This is a genomic window from Streptomyces galbus, assembly GCF_005280195.1.
GTDB classification, from domain to species: Bacteria; Actinomycetota; Actinomycetes; order Streptomycetales; family Streptomycetaceae; genus Streptomyces; species Streptomyces galbus.
Window position 1 is genome coordinate 208834 of the sequence record NZ_SZPR01000011.1, and the last position, 19348, is coordinate 228181.

Genomic DNA, 19348 nt, shown 5'->3' on the forward strand with positions numbered 1-19348 from the left:
GCGGCTCGTGCGGTGACGGGTCACGCCTGCCTGTCCGGGAGTACGCCATGTCCGTCACCACCACCGCTGCCGCCGACCGCTCCGTCTGTGCCCCGCTGCCCGTCCTGGGCCGGGACGTCGCCGTCCCGCTCGTCACGGGCGGCGAGGTCACCTACGCCGCCCTCGACTACGCGGCGAGCGCCCCCGCCCTGCAGCGGGTCTGGGACGACGTCGCCGCCTACGCGCCGTACTACGGCAGCGTCCACCGCGGCGCCGGCTACCTCTCGCAGCTCTCCACGGACCTCTTCGAGAACGCCCGCCGCACCGTGGCCGCGTTCCTCGACTGCCGCCCCGAGGACCAGCTCGTCTTCACCCGCTCCACCACCGACTCGCTCAACCTGCTCGCCCGCACCCTGCCCGCCGACTGCCAGGTCTTCGTCTTCGAGACCGAGCACCACGCCTCCCTGCTGCCCTGGCAGGGCCACCGGGTCACCTACCTGGACGCCCCGCGCACCCCCCGGCAGGCCGTGGAGACTCTGGAGCGCGCCCTCGCCGACCGCGACCCCTACGGCCCCGCCCTGGTCTGCGTCACCGGTGCCTCCAACGTCACCGGCGAGCTGTGGCCGGTCCGCGAGCTGGCCGCCGCCGCCCACGCCCACGGCGCCCGGATCGTGCTGGACGCCGCCCAGCTCGTGCCGCACCACCCGGTGAGCGTGCGCGACCTCGACGTCGACTGGGTGGCCTTCTCCGGGCACAAGCTGTACGCCCCGTTCGGCTCCGGGGTGCTGGCCGGCCGCGCCGACTGGCTGCGCGCGGCCGAGCCCTACCTCGCCGGCGGCGGCGCCAGCCGCAAGGTCACCCGGCGTGAGGACGGGGGAGTGGACGTCGAGTGGCACGAGAGCGCGGCCCGGCACGAGGCCGGCTCGCCGAACGTGATCGGCGCCTACGCCATCGCCTCGGCCTGCAAGGCCCTCACCGAGGCCGGCTGGGACACCCTGGTCGCCCGTGAGCAGCACCTGGTCGAGACGGTGCGCGCCGGGCTCGCCGAGGTCCCCGAGGTCCGCGTGCTGTCCCTGTTCGGCGACGACGCGCCCCGGGTGGGGGTGATCTCCTTCGTGGTGGAGGGCTGGAACAGCTCGCACTTCGCCGCCGCCCTGTCCGCCGAGTACGGCATCGGCGTCCGCGACGGCCTGTTCTGCGCCCACCCGCTGGTGCGCACCCTGCTGGGCACCGACCCCCAGACCCAGGGCGAGTGCGGCGCCCCCGAGGCGGCCCCGGGCGAGAAGTCGCTCAACGCGATCCGCGTCAGCTTCGGCGCCGGCACGCCCGACGAGCACGTGGAGCGCTTCGTCGGCGCGGTGCGGGAGCTGGTCAGCGACGGCGCGAAGTGGCGCTACCGGACCGAGGACGGCCGCTGCGTGCCGGCCGTGGGCTGACCGGCGGGCGTCAGGAGTCCAGCCCGATCGCGAAGGCCGCCTCCAGGTCGTGCTGGGAGTAGGTGCGGAACGCCACGTGGGTGTCGGTGCCCTCCACCCCGGGGATCTTGCTGATGCGGCCGGGGATCACCTCGGCCAGGTCCTCGTGGCGCCGCACCCGCACCATGGCGATCAGGTCGTAGGTGCCGGTGACGGAGAAGACCTCGCTCACGCTCTCCAGCGCGGCGATCTGCTCGGCGATCTCCGGGATCCGGTCCACGCTGGTCTTGATCAGAACGATCGCGGTGATCACGGCTGGTTCTCTCCCTCGGGGGCCGGAGGCGGGGCGGCCCTCACTTTAGCCGCAGGGCCGTACCGGGCCCACGCGTAGGCGAAGCCCAGGCCGAAGCCCACCACGTGCGCGAGGTAGGCCACCCCCGGCCCCTCGGGGGAGCGGCTCGCGGCCAGCCACTGCAGCGCCGCCCAGAAGGGCAGGACGACCCAGGCCGGGAACCGCAGGGGCAGGAAGAACAGGAACGGCAGGAGACTGGTCACCCGTGCCCGGGGGAAGAGGAACAGGAAGGCCCCCAGCACCGCCGAGATCGCCCCGGACGCTCCCACGAGCGGCTGTGCGGAGGAGGCGTTGGCGGCCGCGTAGCCCAGCAGCGCGAGGCAGCCGCAGCCCACGTAGAAGAGGGTGAACTGCACCCGGCCCATGCGGTCCTCGGTCAGCGCTCCGAAGACGTAGAGGAAGAGCATGTTGCCCAGCAGGTGCACCCAGCTCCCGTGCACGAACAGCGCCGTGGCGGGGGTCAGGACCGCCCGCGGCGCCCCCGAGAACAGCTCGGCCGGGACCACGCCCCAGCGCAGGAAGTAGGCCCGCTGCGCGGCGAGCAGCTCCCCGCCGGTGCCGTACGCCGGGTTCAGGCCGCCGGCCGGTCCCAGCACGAACAGCACGCAGCACAGCGCGATCAGTCCGTACGTCACCGGCGCCGACGGCCGGAGCACCGCCCGGCCCGCCGCGCCCACCAGGGCTCTGAAGTCGCCGACCATGAACACAGAGCATGACGTAACCGGACCGATCGGGACGGACCGCCTCGCCGCCGTGGACGGACGGGCGGCGAGTACCCGCCAGGCCGTAGGGTTACGAGCCACACGGCCGGGGCGCGCGAGCACCACCCCGGGCGACGCGCCGGAAGAACGCCATGGACCCCGTGGTCAGCACGGACACCATGGCCACCACGAGCACGACACGAGAAGGAAGCGGACGGTCACGATGACGGTTCCCCTGCCGACCACCACGACGCGGTGGCGCTGCACCCTCTGCGGCAACCTCACGCGCTTCGACGTGACCCGTTCGTCGAAGGTCGTGGAGTACGTCCACCTCGACCTGGCCGGCGAGCCCAGCGTCGAGGAGCGCGAGGTGCTCAGTGAGACCATCGAGTCGGTGCGCTGCCGCTGGTGCAACGCCGTGGACCAGGTGGAACTCGTGGACAGGCCGGGCGCCGACTCCTGACCGGGAGCGGCCCCGCACAGGCGATCCCGGCGGCGGGATCCCGAGGACAGGCAGTGGGGTGTGACGGATGGTGGAGACCGCAGGCGGGGGGCCGGGCGACGGCGCCGCTGAGGTGCTCGACCGTCCGCTGCCCGACGGCGTGCGCCGCCGGGTCGTCCAGATCGTCTCGGACGGCTTCGGCGGCCTGACGCTCGGCGAACTGCCCGCGCAGTTGCGCCAGTACGCGCGGTTCGCGCCCAACCGGCGGGCCAAGTTCGCCGGCAACGCGATGGCGGCCGCGCTGGAGACCGACCCGCTGTTCCGGCAGCGGATCGGCGAGAAGCTCAGAGAGGCGCAGCCGGAGCTGTCCGGCGCCCTCGACTCCGGCTCGCCGCCCCCGGCCGCGGACCCGCTCGACGTGGCGGCCGCGGCCTACGTGCTGCGGCCCGCCGGCTGGGTGAAGCTGGTCACCGCGGCCGGCGAGGAGGCGCTGCGCGCCGACGCCGAGCGCGCCGACGAGGAGAGCCGGGCGGAGCTGGAACGGCTGCGCGAGCAACTGGACCGGTCCCGCGAGCAGACCCGCACGGAGACCGAGCGGCTGCGCGCCGAGCTGGAGGCGGCCCGCAAGGAGGCCGAGGCGCTCCAGCGCAAGCTGCGGGCCGCCCTCAGCGACGTCAAGCGGGGCGAGGCCGCGCTGCGCAAGGCGCAGGCCGAGCTGGAGGCGGTGCGCTCCGAGGGGCAGGCGCAGGTGTCCGCCGCCGAGAGCGAGACGCGGCGCCTGAAGGCGCGGCTCGCCGAGACCGAGGCCGCCCTGGAGGCCGGCCGCAAGGCGGCCCGCGAGGGGCGCAGCGTCGAGGACATGCGGGTGCGGCTGCTGCTGGACACCGTGCTGGACGCCGCCCAGGGCCTGCGCCGCGAGCTGGCGCTGCCGCCGGTGTCGGTGCGCCCGGCGGAGACCGTGGACGCGGTCGAGCCGGGCCGGATGAGCCCCAAGGACATCGCCGCGCGGGCGCTGTCCGAGCACGATCCGGCCATCCTCGACCAGCTCCTGGCGCTGCCGCAGGCGCACCTGGTCGTCGACGGCTACAACGTCACCAAGACCGGCTATCCGCAGATGCCGCTGGAGAAGCAGCGGCTGCGCCTGCTCGGACAGCTCTCGCAGCTCGCCGCGCAGACCGGCGCCGAGGTGACGTGCGTCTTCGACGGCGCGGAGCTCGCCGCGCCCGTGCTGCTGGCCCCGCCGCGGGGCGTGCGGGTGCTGTTCTCCAAGCCCGGGGTCACCGCCGACGAGCTGATCCGGCAGCTCGTGCGGGCCGAGCCGCCGGGCCGCCCGGTCATCGTCGCCTCCACCGACCGGGAGGTCGCGGACGGCGTCGCCCGGGTCGGTGCCCGACCGGTCGCTTCTGCGGTACTCCTGAAGCGGTTGTCCTGAAGGGCAAGTTCCGCGTTCAATGCCCGAATTGACAGGGGCGTTGTGCGACGTAGCGTCAACCGACTCTCACTGGTCGTGAGTTGCTCGCAAATATCGTGTTGCGTGAGAGGTTTTTTTCTCTCCAGGATTTGAACTGATCACGATGAGGTCACTAGGGTCTGGGCTCGAACCTCCGAACAGGTGATCCCTCACAGCAAGGAGTTCGCCTCCCGTGGCGTCCCATCGTCGACCCAAGCAGACCAGTCGCGCGCGCGTGACCGTGCTGACCACCGCTGCTGCCGCCGCCGTCGTCCTGAGTTCCCAGGCCGCCAACGCCGCGCCGAGCGAGAAGCCCTCCAAGGACGAGGTCAAGACCAAGGTCGACAAGCTGTACGAGGAGGCCGAGCAGGCCACCGAGAAGTACAACGGCGCCAAGGAGAAGCAGGAGAAGCTCCAGAAGGAGATCTCCACCATCCAGGACAACGTCGCCCGCGGCCAGGAGGAGCTCAACGAGCTGCGCGACTCCATAGGCATGGCGGCGGCCGCCCAGTACCGCACCGGCAGCATCGACTCCTCCCTCCAGCTCTTCCTGTCCTCCGACCCGGACGACTACCTGGACAAGGCGTCCACCGCCGACCAGCTCAGCGCCCAGCAGGTCGAGGCGCTGAAGAAGATCCAGGAGAAGCAGCGCGAGCTCGCGCAGGAGCGCTCCGAGGCGTCCGGCAAGCTCACGGACCTCGCCTCCACCCGCACCGAACTGGGCAAGAAGAAGAAGGAAGTCCAGGCCAAGCTCGCCGAGGCGCAGAAGCTCCTCAACAGCCTGACCGCCGCGGAGAAGGCCGAACTGGCCGCCGCCGACGCCCGCGCCAGCCGCTCCTCCAGCGCGCGCGTCGACCTCAGCGGCGCGACCGCCGGCTCCAGCCGCGCCATGGCCGCCTTCCAGGCCGCCCAGAGCAAGATCGGCTCGCCGTACGTCTACGGCGCCACCGGCCCGTCCTCCTTCGACTGCTCGGGCCTGACCTCCTGGGCCTACGCCCAGGCCGGCGTCGGCATCCCGCGCACCTCGCAGGCCCAGGCCAACGCCGGCACGCGCATCTACAGCCAGAGCGACCTCCAGGTCGGCGACCTGGTCATCTTCTACGGCGACTACCACCACGTCGGCTTCTACGCGGGCAACGGCCAGGTGCTGCACGCCCCGCGCACCGGCACCGTGGTGCGCTACGAGTCCATCAACAACATGCCGTTCCAGTTCGGCGTGCGGATCTGACCCCCGCGCCGGCCAGGGTGCCGGCCGCGTCCAAGATCAGGACACGGCACCGCCCGAACGGGCGAATCGCGTCCGCCCGAAGTGACCCCCCGCCCCGCCACTGACCTGCGTCGGTGGCGGGGCGTCACGTTCTGCGCCCCGCCGGGTCGTTGGTCCACCCCTGGTCGCGGGGCTACTGTCTGCCGCGTTTCCCCGTCCGCCAGTGGAAGGAGCGCGGCTTTCGTGGGGTCCCACCGTCGCCTAGCACCGTCCGGGTTCGACCGCGGAGCCGCGACCGCGCTCTGCGTCATGTCGGCCGCCGCCGCGGCCCTCGGAGCCGTCCCGGCCACGGCCGCGCCGCACGACACCCGAGCCGAGGTCGACCGCCTGTACACGGAGGCCGAGAAGGCCACCGAGGCCTACAACAAGGCCGACGAACGCGCCGGCACCCTGCGCCGGCAGGTGACCGACGCGCAGGACCGCATCGCGCGCCAGCAACTGCGCATCAACACGATGCGCGACCGGCTCGGCTCGCTCGCCGGCGCCCAGTACCGGGCCGGCGGCCTCGACCCGTCCCTCGCCCTGCTGTTCTCCGACGACCCGGACGACTACCTCGACAAGGCGGCCGCCCTGGACCGGATCACCGCCCACCAGGCGGGCGAGCTGAGGGAGCTGCAGGACGCGATGCGCGACCTCGCCCAGGAACGCGCCGAGGCCACGCGCCGGCTCAGCGAGCTGGAGCGCAGCCGCCGGGCGGTCGCCACCCACAAGCAGACCGTGGAGCGCAAGCTTGCCCGGGCCCGCCGGCTCCTGAACAGCCTGCCGCCGGCCGAGCGCGCGGCCTACGGCCGGGCCTCCCGCTCGGGGCGCGACGGCATGGCCTTCCCCGGTGGCGAGGTGCCCGTCTCCGGCCGCGCGGCCGCCGCGGTGGCCGCCGCCCGCTCCGCCCTCGGCCGGCCCTACGTCTGGGGCGCCAACGGCCCCTCCGGCTTCGACTGCTCGGGCCTGATGCAGTGGTCGTACGCGCAGGCCGGTGTCGCCCTGCCGCGGACCTCCCAGGCCCAGGCGCACGCCGGGCGCCGCGTCCCGCTCTCCCAGGCCCGGCCCGGCGACCTCGTCACCTACCGCTCCGACGCCAGCCACGTCGGCATGTACGTCGGCAACGGCCGGGTCATCCACGCCCCCTACCCCGGCGCCCCGGTGCGCTACGACCCGGTCGGCATGATGCCGATCTCGTCGGTGACCCGCCCCTGAGCGCTTCCCCCGCCGTGAGTGGCCGTTGCCGTCCGGGGTCCGCCGCGGGCCCCGCGCCGTACGATCGGGAGGATGGCTGGTCGACGGCGGGTGCGCGGGTCCCTCGTGGTGGCGCTGTGCCTGCTGCTGGTCGCCCTCGCGGGCTGCGGCGGCCGGCCGGCCACCGACACCGCGCGCGCCGACGTGCAGCGGCTGCTGGACCGGCGGGCGGCGGCCCTCCTCGCCCACGACCCGGGCGCCTACGCCGCCACCGGCGCGGCCGACGGCTACGCGCGGGTGCGCGCGGTGCCGCTGGAGGAGTTCTCCTACCGGGTGGGCGCGGTGCACGGCGACGGCGCCGCCCGCACCGCCGACGTCCGGCTGAGCTACCGCGTCCGGGGCTACGACCGGGCGCCCGTCACCGCGGCCCGCACGGTGCGCCTGGCCCGGGACGCCGACGGCGGCTGGGCGGTGACGGCGGAGACGCCCGCGTCCGGGGCGGGCGCCCAGCTCTGGGACCAGGGGACGGTGGACGTCGTGCGCGGGGAGCGCAGCCTGGTGATGGGCGTCGGGCAGCCCGGGGAGCGGCTGCGCACCTTCGCGGACCTGGCCGACCGGGCCGTGCCCGCGGTGTCGGCGGCCTGGGGCACCGGGTGGGCGCTGCACGTGGTGGTGCTGGTGCCGAAGTCCCTGGACGGCATGGCCGCGCTGCTCGGCTCGCCCGCCTCCTCCTACCGGGGCATCGCCGCGGTCACCACCGGCGAGACCGGCGGCCCGCCCCGGGCGCCCGCGGACCGGATCGTGGTCAACCCCGACGCCTACGGGATGCTCGGCGCGGCCGGCCGGCAGGTCGTCCTCACCCACGAGACCACCCATGTCGCGACCCGCGCCCACACCAACGGGGCGACCCCGCTGTGGCTGTCCGAGGGGTACGCGGACTACGTCGGCTACCGCGGCACCGGCCGCACCCCGGGCGAGGTCGCGCCCGAACTCGTGGGCGCCGTGTCCCGCGGCGACGTCCCGGCGGCGCTGCCCGCCGACGCCGACTTCGGCTTCTCGGGGGACGCCGTGCGGCTGGCCGAGGCGTACGAGGGCGGCTGGCTGGCGTGCCGGATGATCGCCGGGCGCTGGGGCGAGGAGCGGCTCGACGCCTTCTACCGGGCCGTCGGGGCGCACGGGAAGCGGGCGGGCGCGGTCGAGGGCGCCCTGCGCGGCGAGCTGGGGACGAGCCTGGCGGACTTCACCGCCGACTGGCGCCAGTACGTGCGCGACCAGCTCGGCGCCCCGGCCGGCTGACCGGGCCCCCGCGGTCGGCCCTCCGGCTCGGCGCTCGCGACGGCCGGGCAGTGCGCGGCGGTGGCCCGGCTGCTGCGGCGCGGGCGGCGTCAGGAGGATGCGGACGTCTCCCTGGTCCGCGCGGCCTGACCGGGCACGGGCGCCGGCGCCCCGTCCGGCACGGTGGAGCGCCACAGCCGTACGGCGGCGACGACCGCGGCCGCCATCAGCAGGCCGTTGCGGAGGAACAGCAGGGCCACGCCGAGCGGATCGCTCGCGACGACGTGCGCGAACCACACCGGGAACTCCAGCACCGTCACCAGCGACGCGGCCGTCACCAGCAGGGCGGCCGGGAGCATCCGGCTCGCCCGGAAGCACAGGCACACCGCCGCGAGCCCGACCAACCACACCAGGTACTGGGGGCTGATCACCCGGCTGGTGACGGTGAACAGCAGCACCGCCGTGAAGGCCGCGTCGGCGGGCGCGGCCGGCCCGAACCGGCGGGCCCGCAGCCGCCACAGCAGCAGCCAGCCGAAGGCCAGCGCCGTCAGCACCTGCGCGGCGATGCTCACCTCGCGCACGTACGGCCCGAGGAACTCCATCGAGCCGTAGTGCAGCAGCACCTGCCCGTCCCAGCCGGTGTGCCGGGCCACGTGCAGGACCAGTCCGCCCAGCGACTCCACCTCGGTGCCCCGGTCGCGCTGGGAGGTCAGGAAGGCGAACGCGCCGGGGGCCGCCAGTGCGCACACCCCGGCGAGGACCGCCGTGCAGGCCGCCGCGGCACCCCACGTCCGCCGGCGCACGGCCCCGGCCAGCAGCAGCGCCGGCCACACCTTCAGCAGCGCCCCGAACCCGATGAGGACGCCGGCCACCCGCGGGTGGCGGGCCCCGGCCACCAGCGCGGCCACCGCCACGGCGGTCACCATCACGTCGTAGCGCGCGTACACGGTCGGGCCGAGCAGCGGCAGGCCCGCCACCCACAGCCGGGCGCCGCGCGGGCCCCGGTCCGCTCCGGTGCCGGCGCGCAGCAGCAGCATCAGCACGACGAGGTCGGCGAGGAACGCCAGCACGAAGAACGCCGACGCGTAGTCCAGGAAGGGCAGCAGGCCGGGGGCGAGGATCGCGAGGGCCGCGCCCGGCGGGTACTGCCAGGTGACGTCGGCCCCGGGGAAGGTCCCGGTGCGCAGGACGTCGAACCAGCCCTGGTAGATCACGGACACGTCGCCGGTGACGTCCGGGCCGGGGAAGGTCCACACCTCGAACACGCACAGCAGCAGGAGCAGCCGGGTCACGCTCCAGACGGCGAGGAGCCCGGCCGGCGCGTGCGGCCCGGCCGGTCCGGCGGGTCGGTGGGCGACCCGCTCTGCGCCTGTGATGTCCACCTGTGCCCCTGTTCGTCCGCTTACGTGTGAGGGCCACATGGTCTCCCGGCGGGCTGTGCGGGAGCCATGAAGCGCGGCCGTGGCGCACCGCGCCGTTCACCGCCGCCCGGGCGTCCGCGGCGGCCGGACGGCGTTGGATACAGTCGGCGGCGATGCACAAGACGCTGATCGTGACCAACGACTTCCCGCCCCGGCCGGGCGGCATCCAGGCCTTCCTGCACAACATGGCGCTGCGGCTGGACCCCGAGCGCCTCGTCGTCTACGCCTCCACCTGGAAGCGCGGCCGGGAGGGCGCCGAGGCGACGGCCGCCTTCGACGCGGAGCAGCCCTTCACCGTCGTACGCGATCGTACGACGATGCTCCTGCCCACGCCCGGCGCGACCAGGACGGCCGTCGGCCTGCTGCGCGAGCACGGCTGCACGTCGGTGTGGTTCGGGGCGGCGGCACCGCTCGGCCTGATGGCCCCGGCCCTGCGCCGGGCGGGCGCCGAGCGGCTGGTGGCCACCACCCACGGCCACGAGGCCGGCTGGGCCCAGTTGCCCGCCGCCCGGCAGCTGCTGCGCCGGATCGGCGAGGGCACGGACACGATCACCTACCTCGGCGAGTACACCCGCTCCCGGATCGCCGCCGCGCTCACGCCCGCGGCGGCCGCGCGGATGGTGCAGCTCCCGCCCGGCGTCGACGAGAAGACCTTCCACCCCGGCTCCGGCGGCGACGAGGTGCGCGCCCGCCTCGGGCTGACCGACCGTCCGGTGGTCGTGTGCGTCTCCCGGCTGGTGCGGCGCAAGGGCCAGGACACCCTGATCCGGGCGATGCCCCGCATCCTGGCCGCCGAGCCGGACGCCGTCCTGCTGATCGTCGGCGGCGGCCCGTACGACAAGGACCTGCGGCGCCTCGCGGCCGACACGGGCGTGGCCGCCTCCGTCCGCTTCACCGGCCCCGTCCCCTGGGCGGAGCTGCCCGCCCACTACGGCGCCGGCGACGTCTTCGCCATGCCCTGCCGCACCCGGCGCGGCGGCCTCGACGTGGAAGGGCTCGGCATCGTCTACCTGGAGGCGTCCGCGACGGGCCTGCCGGTCGTCGCCGGCGACTCGGGCGGCGCCCCGGACGCGGTGCTCGACGGCGAGACGGGCTGGGTGGTGCGGGGCGGCTCGGCCGAGGAGACCGCCGAGCGCGTCGTCACCCTGCTGGGCGACGCGGAGCTGCGCCGCCGGATGGGCGAGCGGGGCCGCCGCTGGGTGGAGGAGAAGTGGCGCTGGGACCTCCTGGCCGAGAGGCTGAGGGAACTCCTCTGAGCCGGCCCGGCCGCCAGGGGGCCCCGCAGCGCCGCTACTTGGCGTAGATCGCCTCGATCTCGTCCGCGTAGTCCTTGGCCACCACGTTCCGCTTGAGCTTCAGGGACGGGGTGAGGTGCCCGGAGTCCTCGGTGAACTGGGCGGACAGGATGCGGAACTTGCGCACCGACTCCGCCTTCGACACCGCCGCGTTGCCGTCGTCGACCGCCGCCTGGACCGCCGCCTGCAGGTCCGGGTCGTCCTTCAGCGACGCCGCGGTGGCACCCGCCGGCTTGCCGTGCTCGGCGGCCCAACGCCCCAGGAACTCCTCGTCGATGGTGACCAGCGCGCCCACGAACGGCCGCCCGTCGCCCACCACCATGCACTCCGCGACCAGCGCGTGCGCGCGGATGCGGTCCTCGATGACGGCCGGGGCGACGTTCTTGCCGCCCGCCGTGACGATGATCTCCTTCTTGCGGCCGGTGATCCGCAGGTACCCGTCCTCGTCGAGGGTGCCGATGTCCCCGGTGTGGAACCAGCCGTCGGCCAGCGCGTCCGCCGTGGCGGCCGGGTTGTTCCAGTACTCCTTGAACAGGTGCTCGCCGTGCAGCAGCACCTCCCCGTCGTCGGCGATGCGCACGACCGAGCCCGGCAGCGGCTGGCCGACCGTGCCGATCTTCTGGCGGTCCCACGGGTTGAACGCGGTGGCCGCGCAGGACTCGGTCAGGCCGTAGCCCTCCAGCACCGTGAAGCCGATGCCGCGGAAGAAGTGGCCGAGGCGCTCGCCCAGCGGGGCGCCGCCCGAGATGGCGTACTCGCCCCGCCCGCCGAGCACCGCGCGCAGCTTGCCGTAGACCAGCTTGTCGAAGACCCGGTGCTTGATCCGCAGGCCCATCGACGGGCCCGACGGGGTGTCCAGCGCCTTGCTGTACGCGATCGCGGTGTCGGCGGCCTTGTCGAAGATCGCGCCCTTGCCGTCGGCCTGCGCCTTGGCGCGCGCCGAGTTGTAGACCTTCTCGAAGACCCGCGGCACGCCCAGGATCAGCGTCGGCCGGAAGGCCGCCAGCTCGTCGGTGAGGTTCTTGATGTCGGGGACGCAGCCCAGCTTGATCGGCGCCATCATCGGCGCGACCTGCACCAGGCGCCCGAAGACGTGCGCGAGCGGCAGGAACAGCAGCACCGAGCACTCGCCGGTGCGGAACAGCGGGCGCAGCCGCTCCACGACGTTGCCGCACTCGGCGAAGAAGGCGCGGTGGGTGAGCACGCAGCCCTTCGGGCGGCCGGTGGTGCCCGAGGTGTAGACGATGGTCGCCGGGTCGTCGGCGCGCGCGACCGAGCCGCGCTCCTCGACCGTGGCGTCGCTGACGTCCTTGCCGGCCCGGCCCAGCTCCTCGATCCCGCCGGCCTCGATCTGCCACACGTGCTTCAGGGTCGGCAGGGTGTCGCGCACCGACTCCACGGCGGCCGCGTGGACGGCGCTCTCCACGACGCACGCGGTGGCGCCCGAGTCGGAGAGGATCCACTGCACCTGCTCGGGGGAGCTGGTCTCGTACACCGGCACGGTGACCGCGCCCGCGCTCCAGATGGTGAAGTCCAGCAGCGTCCACTCGTAACGGGTGCGGGACATCAGGGCCACCCGGTCGCCCGGCTGCACGCCGGAGGCGATGAGGCCCTTGGCGGCGTCCTGCACCTCGGCGAGGAACGCGGAGGCCGTCACGTCCTGCCAGGCACCGCCGACCTTGCGGGCGATCACGGCGACGTCAGGGTGCTGCGCGGCGTTTCTGCGGACGATGTCGGTCAGATTGCCGTCCGCAGGGACCTCGTACAAAGCCGGAAGGCTGAACTCGCGCAAGACTGCTGCTCCTCATAGGGCGCCGGCGCCACGACGTTGTGTGATGCGACGGTGCGGTCCAAGGCTCGGGCGGTGCTCGCGCCTTCAGATGTTGAATGGCTGAGCACGACTGGACTGCCCGGACGTTACCCGCCGGTATGGCTTCTTCGACAGGGGGTCCCGGCGAGATGTTCGCTGCGTCACACGGATGGGGGTTGCTCCGCGTACGGTAGTCCACCCGCCAACTGACTCACCAGTAACCGCAGGTCCGGCCGACTCTGTTCACCCGCGCCGCACACCGCCTACGCTTGATCGCCATGGCATCCACACCGGCCCGCACCCGCACGACGCGGGTGCACGTGGTCAGCGACGTGCACGGCAACGCCAGGGACCTCGCCCGCGCGGGTGACGGCGCGGACGCACTCGTCTGCCTCGGGGACCTCGTCCTCTTCCTCGACTACGCCGACCACTCCCGCGGCATCTTCCCCGACCTCTTCGGCGTGGAGAACGCCGACCGGATCGTCGAACTGCGCACCGCCCGCCGCTTCGAGGAGGCCCGCGCCTTCGGGGCCCGGCTCTGGGCGGGCGTCGGCGACGACCGCGCCGCCGTCATCGAGCAGGCGGTGCGCAAGCAGTACGCCGAACTGTTCGCGGCCTTCCCCACCCCGACGTACGCGACCTACGGCAACGTCGACATGCCACCGCTGTGGCCGGAGTACGCCGGAGAGGGCACCACCGTGCTGGACGGCGAGCGGGTCGAGATCGGCGGCCGCGTCTTCGGCTTCGTCGGCGGCGGCCTGCGCACCCCGATGCGCACCCCCTACGAGATCAGCGACGAGGAGTACGCCGCGAAGATCGAGGCGGTCGGCGAGGTGGACGTGCTGTGCACCCACATTCCGCCGGAGGTGCCCGAACTGGTCTACGACACCGTCGCGCGCCGCTTCGAACGGGGCAGCCGCGCCCTGCTGGAGGCGATCCGGCGCACCCGCCCGCGCTACGCCCTGTTCGGCCACGTCCACCAGCCGCTGGCCCGGCGCATGCGGATCGGGGCGACCGAGTGCGTGAACGTCGGCCACTTCGCCGGGACCGGCCGGCCGTGGGTGCTGGAGTGGTGACCGGCCACCGCGCACGCGGTGAAGGCGGCAGGTCAAACGCGCGGTAGCCTTCACGCTGCACACGCGTGCGCACGCTGGGCGCACGGGACACTCTTCAGCGGTTTTCAGCGGCCCGCATCCGGAGGAGCCACGGCGATGGCGGAACACACCAGCTCGAGCATCACGATCGAGGCGGCACCGGCCGACGTGATGGCGGTCATCTCCGACTTCGCGCGCTACCCCGACTGGACCGGCGAGGTGAAGGAGGCGGAGGTCCTCGCGACCGACGCCTCCGGCCGCGCCGAGCAGGTGCGGCTCGTCATGGACGCCGGCGCCATCAAGGACGACCAGACCCTCGCCTACACCTGGACCGGACAGGACGCGGTCTCCTGGACGCTGGTGAAGTCGCAGATGCTGCGCTCCCTGGACGGCTCCTACGTGCTGCGGCTGGCCGGCGCCGGGGCGACCGAGGTCACCTACTCCCTGACCGTCGACGTCAAGATCCCCATGCTCGGCATGATCAAGCGCAAGGCCGAGAAGGTCATCATCGACCGCGCCCTCGCCGGCCTGAAGAAGCGGGTCGAGTCGGGCGAGTAGCGGCTCCCCGGGGCGGCCGCGCCCGTCCACTACCGTTCACCCCTATGCGCACCCTCTTGATCACCGGCCCCGGCGGCAGCGGCCGTACGACGCTCGCCGCCGCCACCGCGCGCGCCGCCGCCCGGGAGGGGCTGCGCACCCTCGTGCTCGGCGCCGACCGCGGCGACACCCTCGGCGCCGCGCTCGGCGTGCCGACCGGACCCGTACCCGTCGGAGCCGGACCGGGGATCACCGCCTGGCGGCCCGACCCGGCCGCCGCGTTCCGCGCCGACCTCACCGCGTTCCAGGAGCGGGCCACCACCGTCCTCGACCTGCTCGGCGCCCAGCGGCTCGACCCCGAGGAGGTCACCCCGCTGCCCGGCGCCGAGGAGCTGTCGCTGCTGCGCGCCCTGCGCGACGCCGCCCTCGCCGACCGCCACGACCTGCTCGTCGTCGACCTGCCCCCCACCCACCAGGCCCTCGCCCTGCTCGCCCTGCCCGAGGAACTGCGCCGCTACCTGCGCCGTCTGCTGCCCCCCGAACGGCAGGCCGCCCGCGCCCTGCGCCCGGTCCTCGGCCGCCTGGCCGGCGTGCCCATGCCCGCCGAGTGGCTCTACGACACCGCCGCCCGCTGGGACCTGGAACTCGCCGCCGTCGAGGCCGTCGTGAACGACCCCGGCACCGTCGTCCGGCTCGTCGCCGAACCCGGGCCCGCCGGCGCCGACGCCGTCCGCGAGGCCGGCCTCGGCCTCGCCCTGCGCGGCCTGCGCACCGAGTCGCTGGTCGCCAACCGCGTCCTGCCCGAGGACGGGGCGTCCGGCCCGCTCGCCGGCCTCGTCGCCCAGCAGCACAAGACCCTCGCCGAGTGGCAGGCGGCCGGCACCGCCGTGCACACCGTCGCCCACCTCGGCCGCGACCCGCGCGGCGCCGACGACCTCGCCGCCCTGGCCGCCCCGGCCGTCAACGCCGGCCGTCACCCGGTCGAGTGGCCCGTGCACGACCGGCTCGCCGACGACGGCGTCCTCGTCTGGGAGATCCCCCTGCCCGGCGCCCTACGCGACGCCCTCGACCTGGTCCGCCGCGGCGACGAACTCCTCGTGACGGCCGGGCCCTTCCGCCGGATCGTCCCGCTGCCCTCGGCGCTGCGCCGCTGCACCGTCGCCGGCGCCGCCCTGCGCGACGGCGCGCTGCGCATCCGGTTCGCCCCCGACCCCGCGCTGTGGCCGCGGACCCCGTGAAGGCGCTACCGCCGTTCGGGTAACGTCGGAGAGACGAGCCGTAGTCAGGAGTCCGTCATGAGCAGCGAAGACCGACCCGCCCCCGACGGCGCCGCGGACGAGCCCGTCGAGCGGACCGAGCAGGCCGAGCGGACCGAGCAGGCCGAGCGGACCGGGCACGCCACCGACGCCGACGCCTGGGCCACCGCCTGCGCCGAGGACCTGGCCGCCGAGCAGGCCCGCCGCCGCGCACAGCACGGCCCGCCGCCCGGCTCCGCCGCCGAGGAACTGCGCAGGCTGGTCGACACCGTCGCCGACAAGCTCGCGGGTCTGCAGTCCCCGCTGCTCGGTGCGGTAGCCGGGCCGGCCGCCCAGCAGGTGGTGCGCCAGGTCGTCCAGCAGGCCAAGTCCGCCGTCGAACCGGTCATCGAACGCAACCCGGACGTCTTCGACCACCTCGCGGCCGCGGGCGGCGAACTCCTCGCCGCGTACCGCTCCGCCGTGCAGGCCCAGGAGAAGCGCTGGACCGCGGGCGGTCCGGGCCCCGGTGACCGTGAAGACCTCGACGACCTGCGCGGCCCCGGCGACGACGGCCCCTCGGGCACCGGCCCCGGCCAGCGCATCGACTTGGACTGAGCCCCCTCGGGTACGGTTGGCCGTAGCGGGGCTCGACCGGAACTGAGGGATTCATGGGACTCACCATCGGCGTCGACATCGGCGGCACGAAGATCGCGGCCGGCGTGGTCGACGAGGAAGGCAACATCCTCTCGACCTTCAAGGTGCCGACCCCCACCACGCCCGAGGCCATCGTGGACGCCATCGCCTCGGCGGTGGAGGGCGCACGCGCGGGGCACGAGATCGTCGGCGTGGGCATCGGGGCCGCCGGATACGTCAACCGGCAGCGCTCCACCGTGTACTTCGCCCCGAACATCGACTGGCGCAACGAGCCGCTGAAGGACGAGGTCCAGGAGCGCACCGGCCTGCCGGTCGTCGTGGAGAACGACGCCAACGCGGCCGCCTGGGGCGAGTACCGGTTCGGTGCGGGCAAGGGCCACCGCAACGTCATCTGCATCACCCTCGGCACGGGCCTCGGCGGCGGCATCATCATCGGCAACAAGCTGCGCCGCGGCCACTTCGGCGTCGCCGCCGAGTTCGGCCACATCCGCATGGTGCCCGACGGCCTGCTGTGCGGCTGCGGCTCGCAGGGCTGCTGGGAGCAGTACGCCTCCGGCCGCGCCCTGGTCCGCTACGCCAAGCAGCGCGCCAACGCCACCCCCGAGCGCGCCGAGATCCTGCTGCGCCTGGGCGACGGCACGCCCGCGGGCATCGAGGGCAAGCACATCTCCGTGGCCGCCCGCCAGGGCTGCCCGGTCGCCGTCGACTCCTACCGCGAGCTGGCCCGTTGGGTCGGCGCGGGCCTCGCCGACCTCGCCTCGCTGTTCGACCCGTCCGCGTTCATCGTCGGCGGCGGCCTCTCGGACGAGGGCGAGCTGGTCCTCGACCCGATCCGCAAGTCGTACAAGCGCTGGCTGGTCGGCGGCAACTGGCGGCCGGTCGCGGACGTCCTCGCCGCCCGGCTCGGCAACGACGCCGGTCTGGTCGGCGCGGCCGACCTGGCCCGGGAGCCCGACCCGATCATGTGACGGCCCCTCGGGGCGCGGGACACCGCGCGGCCGGCCACGACCCATCGGCCGCCGCGCGGGGCCCGCGCCCCGAGTCGTGGTGCACACCCCGAGTCGTGGGGCGCACCCCGGGACGCGGGGCGTACATTGATCCACATGGAGCCGCTCCCCAACTCCCGTACCGAACCCGACGGTTCCGCCGTCGTCCGCGTCCTGAGCTACAACATCCGTTCGATGCAGGACGACACCGACGCCCTCGCCCGGGTCATCACCGCCTGCGCCCCCGACCTGGTCCTCGTCCAGGAGGCCCCCCGGTTCTTCCGCTGGCGCAAGAAGCTGGCCCGGCTGGCGAGCGCGGCGGAGCTGGTGATCCTCTCCGGCGGCGGCACCGCGGCCGGCCCGGCGCTGCTGTGCTCGCTGCGGGCCACCGTCGAGCGCACCGAGGACGTCCTGCTCCCGCTGACCCCCGGTCAGGTCCGCCGCGGCCTGGCGACGGCGGTCGTCCGGTTCGGCGGCGCCCGGCTCGGCGTGATCAGCTGCCACCTCGGCCTCACCGCGAGCGAGCGGTACGAGCACGGCGGCCTGCTCCTGGACCACCTCGCCGGGCTGGGCGTGGAGCACGCGGTCGCCGGCGGCGACCTCAACGAGGAGCCGGGCGGACGCACCTTCACCCGCCTCGCCGCCACCCTCCAGGACTGCCGGGCCGTCGCGCCCTGGGGCACCGAGGACACCTTCACCCCGGCCGAGCCCCGCAAGCGCATCGACGCGGTCCTCGCGACCGGGGGCATCGAGGTGCTCGGCTGCGGGGTGCCGACCGAGGACGCGCTGCCCGGCCTGTCCCGGACGGACCTGAGGGCGGCCACGGACCACCTCCCGGTCCTGGCCGCCCTCAGGGTGCCCGCCGCCTAGACAGCGCCCGCGACATGGCGGGCGTTTCAGACGACCGCGCCCCGGCCCGGGTCGCCGTCGTCCTCGTCGTCCGTCTTCATGCGGACCACCAGCGTCGCGAAGCCGCCGAGGAAGCCGCCGATGCCGGTGGTGGCCAGCCACCAGGTCATGTCCCAGCGCAGCAGCACCGCCAGCAGGAGCAGCACCGGCCCGCCGATCACCGCGAGCCAGGCGAACCGGGCCGTGGTGTCGGCCGCGGGCAGCGGCGGCGGCTCCGGCGGGACGAAGTGGCCCTCGTCGTCCTCCCCGAGGTCGTCCTCGGCCGGCTCGGGCGTCGAGTGGTCGCGCGGGCCGACGCCGGGCGCGAAGGCCACCGAGCCGCCCAGCGGGGCCGGCCGGGCGGGCTGCCCGGACGCCGGCTCGTCGTCGTTGGTCTCCGGTTCCAGGAGCGCCAGGTCCTCCACCGACTTGAAGGGCTTGGCGCCCGGCGGGTCCTGGGGCTCGGCGCCGTACCCCGCGACGATCGCCGCCCAGGCGGCCTCCTCGTCGAAGGGCACGCTCTGTTCCTCGGGCTCGAGACCGTCCTCACGGTCGGAGTCGTGCTCAGCCACCTGCGGTCGTCCCTTCCTCACCGACACGGGGAGCGAGCCGGCCGATGAACGCGAGGCTCTCCGCGAAGATCCGGTCCGCATCGTGGTCCAACGTCGCCACGTGGTAGCTCTGTTCCAGCAGGATCTCGGTCACGTCCGTCGACGACACCCGTCCGAGGACCCGCGCCGAGTCCACGGCCGGCACCACGTGGTCCTGGGGACTGCGCAGCAGCAGCAGCGGCTGGGTGACCTGGGGCAGCTCGCCGTCCACCAGCCGGAAGAAGGACCGCAGGGAGTGCGCGGCGTGCAACGGCACCCGGTCGTAGCCCAGTTCCGCCGCGGACTCCTTGGCGATGTCGCTCGCGATGCCCCGGGTGGTGCGCACCAGGTGCCGGGCCACCGGCAGGGCGTACGCCGACAGGCCGTGCACCTTGATCGCCGGGTTGACCACGATCACGCCGCTGACCGCGTCCCCGTGCCGCGCGGACAGCCTGAGGGCCAGCGCGCCGCCCATCGACAGGCCCGCCACGAACACCCGGGAGCAGCGCTCGCGCAGCAGGCGCAGCTCGCGGTCCACCTCGGCGTACCAGTCGGGCCAGGCGGTGACCGCCATGTCCTCCCAGCGCGTGCCGTGCCCGGGCAGCAGCGGCAGGGAGACGGTCAGGTCCCGCTCGGCCAGGTACCGGGCCCAGGGGCGCAGCGACTGCGGGGAACCGGTGAAGCCGTGGCAGAGGAGGACCCCGGTCTCCCCGCCCTCGTGGCGGTACGGCTCGGCTCCAGGAAGGACCGGCACCTTCGGTCTCCTGTTCTTCATGAAGGG

Annotated in this window: 19 protein-coding genes; 13 read left to right on the forward strand and 6 right to left on the reverse strand. The window is 74.4% G+C overall.

What is annotated here, in order from left to right; translation table 11 throughout:
• Positions 1-47 precede the first annotated feature (47 nt).
• Entirely contained in the window at positions 48-1415 is a 1368-nt protein-coding gene (locus tag E4U92_RS11995) for an aminotransferase class V-fold PLP-dependent enzyme (protein WP_137300320.1), read from the forward strand.
• A 10-nt stretch (positions 1416-1425) separates the two neighbouring features.
• On the opposite strand, the gene E4U92_RS12000 is transcribed toward E4U92_RS11995, so the two are convergent.
• Together E4U92_RS12000 and E4U92_RS12005 are read right to left on the reverse strand one after the other, a co-directional pair.
• Positions 1426-1707 (reverse strand): Lrp/AsnC family transcriptional regulator, encoded by a 282-nt coding sequence (locus E4U92_RS12000; protein WP_067231697.1) that lies wholly within the window; start codon positions 1705-1707, stop codon positions 1426-1428.
• Positions 1704-2447 carry a rhomboid family intramembrane serine protease gene (locus E4U92_RS12005; RefSeq protein ID WP_137300321.1) on the reverse strand — a complete coding sequence of 248 codons (744 nt, stop codon included), beginning with the start codon at positions 2445-2447 and terminating at the stop codon, positions 1704-1706. Before E4U92_RS12005 ends, E4U92_RS12000 begins: the two co-directional genes overlap by 4 nt.
• A 223-nt stretch (positions 2448-2670) precedes the next feature.
• On the opposite strand from E4U92_RS12005, the gene E4U92_RS12010 reads away from it, so the two are divergent.
• The 5 genes from E4U92_RS12010 (at position 2671) to E4U92_RS12030 (ending at position 8075) form a co-directional block, all read left to right on the forward strand.
• Complete coding sequence (locus E4U92_RS12010) at positions 2671-2910, forward strand: hypothetical protein (RefSeq protein ID WP_067231702.1); 240 nt, start codon at positions 2671-2673, stop codon at positions 2908-2910.
• Positions 2911-2977: 67 nt separating this feature from the next.
• Entirely contained in the window at positions 2978-4321 is a 1344-nt protein-coding gene (locus E4U92_RS12015) for an NYN domain-containing protein (protein ID WP_137300322.1), read from the forward strand.
• Between the two features lie 211 nt (positions 4322-4532).
• Complete coding sequence (locus E4U92_RS12020; protein WP_137300323.1) at positions 4533-5567, forward strand: C40 family peptidase; 1035 nt, start codon at positions 4533-4535, stop codon at positions 5565-5567.
• A 222-nt stretch (positions 5568-5789) separates the two neighbouring features.
• A complete protein-coding gene (locus E4U92_RS12025; protein WP_137300324.1) occupies positions 5790-6800 on the forward strand; it encodes a C40 family peptidase in 1011 nt (336 codons plus the stop codon).
• 72 nt (positions 6801-6872) lie between these two features.
• The gene (locus E4U92_RS12030) at positions 6873-8075 is read left to right on the forward strand and encodes a hypothetical protein (RefSeq protein ID WP_137300325.1); all 1203 of its coding nucleotides are present in this window, start codon (positions 6873-6875) and stop codon (positions 8073-8075) included.
• A gap of 89 nt (positions 8076-8164) precedes the next feature.
• On the opposite strand, the gene E4U92_RS12035 is transcribed toward E4U92_RS12030, so the two are convergent.
• Positions 8165-9475, reverse strand: coding sequence for a glycosyltransferase family 87 protein (locus E4U92_RS12035; RefSeq protein ID WP_137300326.1), 1311 nt, complete (start codon positions 9473-9475; stop codon positions 8165-8167).
• A 113-nt stretch (positions 9476-9588) separates the two neighbouring features.
• On the opposite strand from E4U92_RS12035, the gene E4U92_RS12040 reads away from it, so the two are divergent.
• On the forward strand, positions 9589-10731 hold the full coding sequence (locus E4U92_RS12040) for a glycosyltransferase family 4 protein (RefSeq protein ID WP_137300327.1): 1143 nt from the start codon (positions 9589-9591) through the stop codon (positions 10729-10731).
• 34 nt (positions 10732-10765) lie between these two features.
• Here the strand turns inward: E4U92_RS12040 and E4U92_RS12045 are convergent, their stop codons facing one another.
• Positions 10766-12562, reverse strand: coding sequence for an AMP-dependent synthetase/ligase (locus tag E4U92_RS12045; RefSeq protein ID WP_137300328.1), 1797 nt, complete (start codon positions 12560-12562; stop codon positions 10766-10768).
• A gap of 338 nt (positions 12563-12900) precedes the next feature.
• On the opposite strand from E4U92_RS12045, the gene E4U92_RS12050 reads away from it, so the two are divergent.
• The 6 genes from E4U92_RS12050 (at position 12901) to E4U92_RS12075 (ending at position 17959) form a co-directional block, all read left to right on the forward strand.
• Positions 12901-13656, forward strand: a complete 756-nt coding sequence (locus E4U92_RS12050; RefSeq protein ID WP_168372207.1) for a metallophosphoesterase family protein — start codon at positions 12901-12903, stop codon at positions 13654-13656.
• 135 nt (positions 13657-13791) lie between these two features.
• Entirely contained in the window at positions 13792-14232 is a 441-nt protein-coding gene (locus E4U92_RS12055) for an SRPBCC family protein (protein ID WP_137300330.1), read from the forward strand.
• A 44-nt stretch (positions 14233-14276) separates the two neighbouring features.
• Entirely contained in the window at positions 14277-15449 is a 1173-nt protein-coding gene (locus E4U92_RS12060) for an ArsA family ATPase (RefSeq protein WP_137300331.1), read from the forward strand.
• Between the two features lie 57 nt (positions 15450-15506).
• Complete coding sequence (locus E4U92_RS12065; RefSeq protein WP_137300332.1) at positions 15507-16064, forward strand: DUF5304 domain-containing protein; 558 nt, start codon at positions 15507-15509, stop codon at positions 16062-16064.
• 53 nt (positions 16065-16117) lie between these two features.
• Positions 16118-17071: an ROK family glucokinase gene (locus E4U92_RS12070; RefSeq protein WP_137300333.1), complete on the forward strand. Its 954-nt coding sequence runs from the start codon at positions 16118-16120 to the stop codon at positions 17069-17071.
• Positions 17072-17206: 135 nt separating this feature from the next.
• A complete protein-coding gene (locus E4U92_RS12075) occupies positions 17207-17959 on the forward strand; it encodes an endonuclease/exonuclease/phosphatase family protein (RefSeq protein ID WP_137300334.1) in 753 nt (250 codons plus the stop codon).
• 26 nt (positions 17960-17985) lie between these two features.
• Here E4U92_RS12075 and E4U92_RS12080 read toward each other — a convergent pair whose 3' ends face one another.
• Both E4U92_RS12080 and E4U92_RS12085 read right to left on the reverse strand, forming a co-directional pair.
• Positions 17986-18549 (reverse strand): hypothetical protein, encoded by a 564-nt coding sequence (locus tag E4U92_RS12080; protein ID WP_137300335.1) that lies wholly within the window; start codon positions 18547-18549, stop codon positions 17986-17988.
• Positions 18542-19321 (reverse strand): alpha/beta hydrolase, encoded by a 780-nt coding sequence (locus E4U92_RS12085; RefSeq protein ID WP_137300511.1) that lies wholly within the window; start codon positions 19319-19321, stop codon positions 18542-18544. Before E4U92_RS12085 ends, E4U92_RS12080 begins: the two co-directional genes overlap by 8 nt.
• Positions 19322-19348: the final 27 nt, after the last annotated feature.

What these genes read in the sequence shown, in the direction of transcription:
- E4U92_RS11995 (WP_137300320.1), top strand. Translation starts at nt 48, where the DNA reads ATGTCCGTCACCACCACCGCTGCCGCCGACCGCTCCGTCTGTGCCCCG.
- E4U92_RS12005 (WP_137300321.1), bottom strand. Translation starts at nt 2,447, where the DNA reads ATGGTCGGCGACTTCAGAGCCCTGGTGGGCGCGGCGGGCCGGGCGGTG.
- E4U92_RS12010 (WP_067231702.1), top strand. Translation starts at nt 2,671, where the DNA reads ATGACGGTTCCCCTGCCGACCACCACGACGCGGTGGCGCTGCACCCTC.
- E4U92_RS12015 (WP_137300322.1), top strand. Translation starts at nt 2,978, where the DNA reads ATGGTGGAGACCGCAGGCGGGGGGCCGGGCGACGGCGCCGCTGAGGTG.
- E4U92_RS12030 (WP_137300325.1), top strand. Translation starts at nt 6,873, where the DNA reads ATGGCTGGTCGACGGCGGGTGCGCGGGTCCCTCGTGGTGGCGCTGTGC.
- E4U92_RS12035 (WP_137300326.1), bottom strand. Translation starts at nt 9,475, where the DNA reads ATGTGGCCCTCACACGTAAGCGGACGAACAGGGGCACAGGTGGACATC.
- E4U92_RS12040 (WP_137300327.1), top strand. Translation starts at nt 9,589, where the DNA reads ATGCACAAGACGCTGATCGTGACCAACGACTTCCCGCCCCGGCCGGGC.
- E4U92_RS12055 (WP_137300330.1), top strand. Translation starts at nt 13,792, where the DNA reads ATGGCGGAACACACCAGCTCGAGCATCACGATCGAGGCGGCACCGGCC.
- E4U92_RS12060 (WP_137300331.1), top strand. Translation starts at nt 14,277, where the DNA reads ATGCGCACCCTCTTGATCACCGGCCCCGGCGGCAGCGGCCGTACGACG.
- E4U92_RS12065 (WP_137300332.1), top strand. Translation starts at nt 15,507, where the DNA reads ATGAGCAGCGAAGACCGACCCGCCCCCGACGGCGCCGCGGACGAGCCC.
- E4U92_RS12070 (WP_137300333.1), top strand. Translation starts at nt 16,118, where the DNA reads ATGGGACTCACCATCGGCGTCGACATCGGCGGCACGAAGATCGCGGCC.
- E4U92_RS12075 (WP_137300334.1), top strand. Translation starts at nt 17,207, where the DNA reads ATGGAGCCGCTCCCCAACTCCCGTACCGAACCCGACGGTTCCGCCGTC.